This window comes from Methanobacterium spitsbergense (assembly GCF_019931065.1).
Taxonomy (GTDB): Archaea; Methanobacteriota; Methanobacteria; order Methanobacteriales; family Methanobacteriaceae; genus Methanobacterium_B; species Methanobacterium_B spitsbergense.
The window spans coordinates 25200-31642 of the sequence record NZ_JAIOUQ010000001.1 but is presented as its reverse complement, the minus strand read 5'-3'; the positions used below and the strand labels follow the sequence as shown (position 1 = coordinate 31642).

Sequence of the window (6443 nt, the reverse complement as noted above, 5' to 3'; positions counted from 1 at the left end):
TACTGAGATGGCCTGGATAGTTTTACTGAGATGGCCTGGATAGTTTTACTGAGATGGCCTGGATAGTTTTACTGAGATGGCCTGGATAGTTTTACTGAGATGGCCTGGATAGTTTTACTGAGATGGCCTGGATAGTTTTACTGAGATGGCCTTTAAATATTTATCTAAATTGGATAATGAAGAATAAAAAGGAAATAATTATTAGTAAGTTTTTTTTATATATAGATTACCATTTCATGAATCTGATTTTAAGTTAAACATTGATATTATAAGTTGTTTGAATTTTTCTTATTATTTACTGTCTATTAATATAGTTGTTAGTTTAACTTCTTCTACACCATTAAGTCCCATTAGCTTATCTGATATGTTTGTAATATATTTTATATCTCCTTTAACTATAATCACTTCTAAGGATTGATTATCAGTTACATGTGTGTGCATTACGGAGTTGATGTACATATGATACTCATTTTGGATACAAATAATATTCTCCAATACACGTGAGTGATGATCATAGAGTATAAATATTGTCCCTACCTCTTCTCCTTTAATTTCATTTATTGATTCATATTGTTCAATGTAATTTTTCATGGCATCTTGTACACCATTTGATCTTGAACGATATCTTCTATCACCAAGCATGTTATCAAACTTATTTAATAATTTTGTAGGTAACGAAATACTTATTCTACTCGTTTTAGGCAAACTATATTCCTCCAATAATAATTCTATTTTATTATTTAATTATATGATATTATTACTTTACTTTTAATTATTTTTTTGTAAAATTGAATGTTATGATTTATCGAATTTTGGCTAAAGAAAATAAAAAAAGAAGTAATTTATATAAGTATTTTTTTTGAAGTAGACCGATTACCATTTCATGAATTGATATTTAAGTTGAACATTGATCTGTTTTGTGAGTGTGTGTTTTTTTTTAATTATTATATATGAGTAAGAACATAATAATACTTATGAAAGTATTACAAATAATGGAGAAGATAAGTGAAGGAAACAACATTATCTTCTATAATAAAAGCGTCTTTGATTGTTATAATAAATTAAAGGACGATTATATTTGTATTTATTTCAATGAACCTACACCAGTAAAGGTAAGATTGATAAAAATCATCAATGAGTTATCTGATGAGAATAAGCTTTCATTAAACCGTTTAACTATTGATGAGCTTAAGGAAATATTAGTTAAGGAATTGGAGTATGAAAGACTAGTAATAACTTTCAATCATTTTGAAAGATTAACCAAGCGGACAGTTCAAGTTTATCAGTATCTCAACACTTTAAAAAATATCCAATTTATCTGTAGCTTTTCACAAGATTTTAAACCTGAAATATATCCATTTTTTAAACGATTTGAACTTGTTAATCAAAAAGAATATGAAGAAAAAGGCGTGAAGAATGAAATTAATGTTACATATGCGCTTTATATTATTTTAAGTATTTATTGTTTTTTTATTTATCTTAAAAGTGTTTTATCGATATATTCTATCTTTACGGTTATTGGCGGTGTATGGATTGCTCTGATAATATTTAGAACACTAGTTTTTATTGGTGGTCGGCTATGAGAAGCTACACACATATAACTGGTGCAATACTCTTATTCATTAGCTTTGCATATTTAACCAACCTAAACTATTTATGGGTTGGAATCTTATTTGCAGGGTGGATCTCAGTCTTTCCAGATATCTTAGACAGATTCACAGGTACCCACAGAGGTTATGGCCACTCAATTTTCTGGATAATACCCTGTTTATTTGTTGGATTTTGGAGTATTACAATAGCTGCTGCACTAGTCACAGGTTTAATCTCTCACGTTATACTAGATATTTTAACCACCAAAGGAAGCCCAATTTTGTATCCACTCAGTAAAACCAACTTTGTTGTATTAAAGGAAAATAGACGTATTAAAACTGGTACAAATCAGGACAAGGCTTTATTTTTAGTTTTAATATTCTTGCTCATACCAGTACTATTTTTCACTATTCAATCAATTTGTATTGATAAAACATCCTTTGACTTAAGCCATGCCTTTGCGACTAATGGAACTAATGGAACTAACACAGCTATGAGTAACCCTCAATATTCCATGAAAAATAATCCTAACTTAAATATTCAACTGCCAAAACCAGTTAAAAATGTAAATGAGACTATTACAATCAAAAAAGTGGATGAGAATGAAACAAGAATTATGGTAAATAACACCTGACAAGGAGTTGTAAAAATGAGTAAATATCGAAATAAATATGAAATATTCTGCGATGCATATGGAAGTTATGTTTCAAATAGAGAATGTAATAGATGTAGACTAAAAAGCGATTGTATTAGATTAAAACTGCCTGTTAATAATCAATTTAAAATTGGTAGACGTCGAGAACAGAGAATAAGATTATTAACCAATGATATTAAGAAATATTGGGAATGTCTTGAAATATCTTAAACAGTACTAACCGAATAAACATTCAAAAAAATAATGTTTAGTATGTTTGGAATGTTTTAAAATGAATTCAAAAAAAAATCCCTTTAAAAGAAGAACTGGAGTTCTACCTTCTTATTTTACAGGAAGAGAGGATGAACTTGAAGAGTTGAAGGATATATTTATTTCAACCAAAGAAGGAGATCCAGGAAATATAATAATATACGGCCCTAAAGGTATAGGAAAAACCTGTTTACTCATAAAATTCCAGGAAGAATTAAAAGATGTTGAAGAAGTATATGCAATACGAATTCCATTAGTTGAAGGTAGTTTTACAGACATTTACACTCTGATAGTTGATAAATGTGCTGATTCACTAGATATTAAAGTAAGTAGCTTCTGGGATTCAATCAAAAGTATGGGTGTAAATATATCTTATGGGATTGGATTTACATTATCTAGAGAAATTCCGCCTACATCTCCATCAGTTGCTATAGAAAAAATATTAAAAGTAATATACAAAAAACTCAAAGGAAAAGATCCAGTATTAATCCTTCTATTTGATGATTTACAACGTATATTAATAAATGAAGATACTCAACGAGTATTGAGCATATTACAGAATGCTTTAACTGAATTAAATCTTAAAGGTTTAAAAATAATGTTCGTAGCTACAGGTGCATATGATATATTCTCTAGAATACAAGAACATACAGATTCAGCTGTCAGAATTTTCGATCCATATGAATTAAGGCCATTAACACTCGAAGAAGTTAATGATGCGATAAATATTCCTTCCAAAAAAGAAAATGTAACATTTACTCAAGAAGTAATTAAAAGAATTTATGAAATTTCTGAAGGCAATCCATATTACATACAAGTTATAGCTCACAATTGTTTCCAAGAAGCGAATGAAAATCGAGTTACATTAGTAGAATTTGATAAAGCTTTTCCAACATCTCTTAATTTTTTATCTCAGCGAGAATTTAGGGGTATGTATGAAAACGCTGCAAATGAAGAAAAAAAAATACTTGACATATTCATTGAGAGTGATTCTGATATTTTAGTTTATAAAGAAATTAAAGAAAATGAAAATATTAAATATGAACCTTCCAAAGTGTTAAAAACGATGGTAGAAAAGAATCTCATCTTGAAAAAATCCAGAGGTAAATATAAACTCAGAGATAAGATGTTTAAAGAATATCTTAAGAAATCAAATAATCGAAATTAGATAAAAGTTAATAATCTATTTTTTACTTATCTAATTTTAATTACTTTTTCATAATTTCATTTCAGAAAATTTAAATTTCGATATATTTTAACTTTAAAAGAAAAAAATAAGATTAAATATCTTCATAAGATAATTTGATTATGATTATTTTATAATACCTTCAATAAACTAGGAGTTCAAAATGGTATCCTTTGAAGAGGTAACAACACTATTATTAGCATTATTCACATTGTTCTTAGCATATTTTACATATAATTTAGCTAAAGAAAGCAGAAAATTAAGGGAATTTCAATTAAAACCCAAAATTTCAATCAGTCTATTTGTGGATTCTCCTGAGCCTTTTTTATATTTACAAATAAAGAATATTGGTCAAGTTAGAGCTCATAACATTAAATTTAAAGTCATAAAAGATATGGAAATAATTGATGGAAAGTTTATTTCAGATATAGATGTTATTAATGAAGGATTAGAGTATTTGGATGTAGAAGATATTAAATTTTATTATTTAACTAATTTTAAGAATAGGACTGATTTATTAGATAAATCTTTTGAGCTTGAAGTTAAATATAGAAGTATTGAATTAGATAAAACTTTTATGGATACATATCCTATTAGAATAATTCATTATGTCTGGGATCTTTCTCAGAAAAATCTTAAAAATTATGGTTTTCTAGAATTTTTAGAAAAATAAAATGTAAGAACTAGAGGGATTCCAAAATTAAATATCAGTGTGCTGGAGAAACAGAGACAATATATACACAAATATTTGTTGATTATAATTTTTATTTATATTGTAATTAATTGATAATGGTTACAATGGATTTTTTATGTAAATCCCAATGGTTATGTATTTGAATTAGTTTAAATATAAAATTTAATAGTAAACTTTAAAGGGGGGGTGATATTATTAGTTCAGGGACTGTTGAAACTAATCAAAAATGGTTAGTTTGGGCTAGAAAAGTGGCTCATTATGATATTAGTGAAATTGCTAATAAAATGAATGTTGATAGTGAAACTATCGAGGAATGGGAAGAAACAGGAGAAATTAGTTACAGTAAACTTCTGAAACTGGCCGGATATTATCAAAGACCCCCTGCAACGTTTTTTAATATTAATGATCCCATATACACTGATTTTATTCCGGATTTAAGAACAATAAAAAGTCAAAAAAAACATAAGATAACTCCTGAATTTAGTTTTGAGATAAGAAATGCAAAACTAAGAAGAATGAAGATACTTAACTTAGAAGAAGAATCAAATAACCTAATAATCCCTTATTTTGAATTTAAAGATATAAAAACCAAAGATTCACAAGTGATACCTGAAATAATAACGGATAAACTTAAAATGAATCAAGGTACTAGAAGACGTAAAGATTTAGATTATTGGATAGAAAAAGTTGAAAGTTTAGGTGTATTGGTTTTTCAATTCTATAAGGTTGATCCTAATGAAGTTAGAGGATATGCGTTATATTATGATAAATTACCAGTTATTGGAATTAATCATCGAGAATATGAAAATGGTAAAAAATTTACATTATTCCATGAATTAGCTCATCTTATTCTTAAAACTGAGGGTTTCAGCAATTTTGATAATTATTTTTTAAAGAACGATGAAAAAATCTGCAATCGAATAGCAGCAGAATCTTTAGTTCCTGCTAAACTTTTAAAAATCAAATTAAACCAAATTGACATTTACCCACTGGATACTAAGATTCATTCTTTATCAAAATTATTTAGAGTAAGTAAAGAAGTGATTATTAGGAGAATGCTTGATTTACAAATTATATCTAAAGAAATTTATAAAGAAAAACAGAATGAATGGGATAAACTAATAGCACCTAAAAAAACCACACAAAAAACTACAAGAAAAACTAAAGAAAAGAAAATTCTTAATAAACTTAAAAAAAAGGATTCTATTAATGAATACTCTAAATTAGCAAGTAAGGCATTGACACGTAATGGACATTATTATACATCAATTATTTTAGAAGCTTTTGATGAAGAATTGATATCTATAGATGATTTAGCTGAAGATTTAGAAGAACCTATAGAAGTAGTATCAGAAATCAGGAATAAAATAAATTCGGAGGATTCTGATGACTGATTTTGAATATATAATTGATTCTTCAGTTATACTCCGGAGAGCAGTAGGTCAGACATTTGAATTAGATTTATTTCCCTTTCATTGGAAGAATTTTGATGAAAAAATTCAAGATGGAATATTTGTCTCAGTTCCATCCGTTAAAACAGAAATTAATGTTAGAAATAAAGCTGCGTTAAAATGGTCAAATAATAATAATATAATGTTTGATGTTGATATGGCTGATCCTAAAGTAGTATCTAAACTTAATTTTTTATCATCTACATTTCCAATATGGTATGAAAAGGGGATTGAAAAACCAGTGTGGGCAGATCCAGAATTAATTGCTTTTGCGATGGCACATAATAAAGTTTTAGTAACATGTGAAAAATGTAATATTAATGGTAGGGAACATAATTTTAGAATTCCTACTATATGTTCTAAATTAGGGGCTTATTGTCATATACGTGGAAAATATACTAAAAATATTCCTTTTACTAATAGTTTTCAATGTATAGATTTTCAAGAATTAATTGAAAGAGAGAAATTATATGAATCATAATTTGTATTTTTTTTAATAGAATTAACATACCACTGGTCGAAATACTTCTATAATCATATTAATTAAATTAATAATATATTAGAAATTAGTAATAGTTTTACTTCGTGAAACGCAACTATAACGAAGTAGCATATTTT

8 protein-coding genes are annotated in these 6443 nt (G+C 27.1%); 7 read left to right on the top strand and 1 reads right to left on the bottom strand.

Annotated features, from left to right (window positions below):
- Positions 1 to 291 precede the first annotated feature (291 nt).
- Complete coding sequence (locus K8N75_RS00170; protein WP_223790154.1) at positions 292 to 705, bottom strand: nickel-responsive transcriptional regulator NikR; 414 nt, start codon at positions 703 to 705, stop codon at positions 292 to 294.
- A gap of 287 nt (positions 706 to 992) precedes the next feature.
- Here K8N75_RS00170 and K8N75_RS00165 point away from each other — a divergent pair, with 287 nt between their 5' ends.
- The 7 genes from K8N75_RS00165 to K8N75_RS00135 all read left to right on the top strand — a co-directional run bounded on the left by K8N75_RS00165 (position 993) and on the right by K8N75_RS00135 (position 6306).
- Positions 993 to 1583 (top strand): hypothetical protein, encoded by a 591-nt coding sequence (locus K8N75_RS00165; protein ID WP_223790153.1) that lies wholly within the window; start codon positions 993 to 995, stop codon positions 1581 to 1583.
- Positions 1580 to 2224 (top strand): metal-dependent hydrolase, encoded by a 645-nt coding sequence (locus K8N75_RS00160; protein WP_223790152.1) that lies wholly within the window; start codon positions 1580 to 1582, stop codon positions 2222 to 2224. The genes K8N75_RS00165 and K8N75_RS00160 overlap by 4 nt, the downstream gene beginning before the upstream one ends.
- Positions 2225 to 2239: 15 nt before the next feature.
- The gene (locus K8N75_RS00155) at positions 2240 to 2455 is read left to right on the top strand and encodes a hypothetical protein (protein ID WP_223790151.1); all 216 of its coding nucleotides are present in this window, start codon (positions 2240 to 2242) and stop codon (positions 2453 to 2455) included.
- A 61-nt stretch (positions 2456 to 2516) separates the two neighbouring features.
- Entirely contained in the window at positions 2517 to 3662 is a 1146-nt protein-coding gene (locus K8N75_RS00150; RefSeq protein WP_223790150.1) for an ATP-binding protein, read from the top strand.
- Positions 3663 to 3843: 181 nt separating this feature from the next.
- Positions 3844 to 4353 (top strand): hypothetical protein, encoded by a 510-nt coding sequence (locus tag K8N75_RS00145; protein ID WP_223790149.1) that lies wholly within the window; start codon positions 3844 to 3846, stop codon positions 4351 to 4353.
- 305 nt (positions 4354 to 4658) lie between these two features.
- On the top strand, positions 4659 to 5768 hold the full coding sequence (locus K8N75_RS00140; protein WP_223790148.1) for an ImmA/IrrE family metallo-endopeptidase: 1110 nt from the start codon (positions 4659 to 4661) through the stop codon (positions 5766 to 5768).
- Complete coding sequence (locus tag K8N75_RS00135; protein WP_223790147.1) at positions 5761 to 6306, top strand: DUF4411 family protein; 546 nt, start codon at positions 5761 to 5763, stop codon at positions 6304 to 6306. The genes K8N75_RS00140 and K8N75_RS00135 overlap by 8 nt, the downstream gene beginning before the upstream one ends.
- Positions 6307 to 6443 lie beyond the last annotated feature (137 nt).

Coding starts and splice junctions, on each gene's coding strand:
- K8N75_RS00165 (WP_223790153.1), top strand. CDS start 993: ATGGAGAAGATAAGTGAAGGAAACAACATTATCTTCTATAATAAAAGC.
- K8N75_RS00160 (WP_223790152.1), top strand. CDS start 1,580: ATGAGAAGCTACACACATATAACTGGTGCAATACTCTTATTCATTAGC.
- K8N75_RS00155 (WP_223790151.1), top strand. CDS start 2,240: ATGAGTAAATATCGAAATAAATATGAAATATTCTGCGATGCATATGGA.
- K8N75_RS00150 (WP_223790150.1), top strand. CDS start 2,517: ATGAATTCAAAAAAAAATCCCTTTAAAAGAAGAACTGGAGTTCTACCT.
- K8N75_RS00145 (WP_223790149.1), top strand. CDS start 3,844: ATGGTATCCTTTGAAGAGGTAACAACACTATTATTAGCATTATTCACA.
- K8N75_RS00140 (WP_223790148.1), top strand. CDS start 4,659: ATGAATGTTGATAGTGAAACTATCGAGGAATGGGAAGAAACAGGAGAA.
- K8N75_RS00135 (WP_223790147.1), top strand. CDS start 5,761: ATGACTGATTTTGAATATATAATTGATTCTTCAGTTATACTCCGGAGA.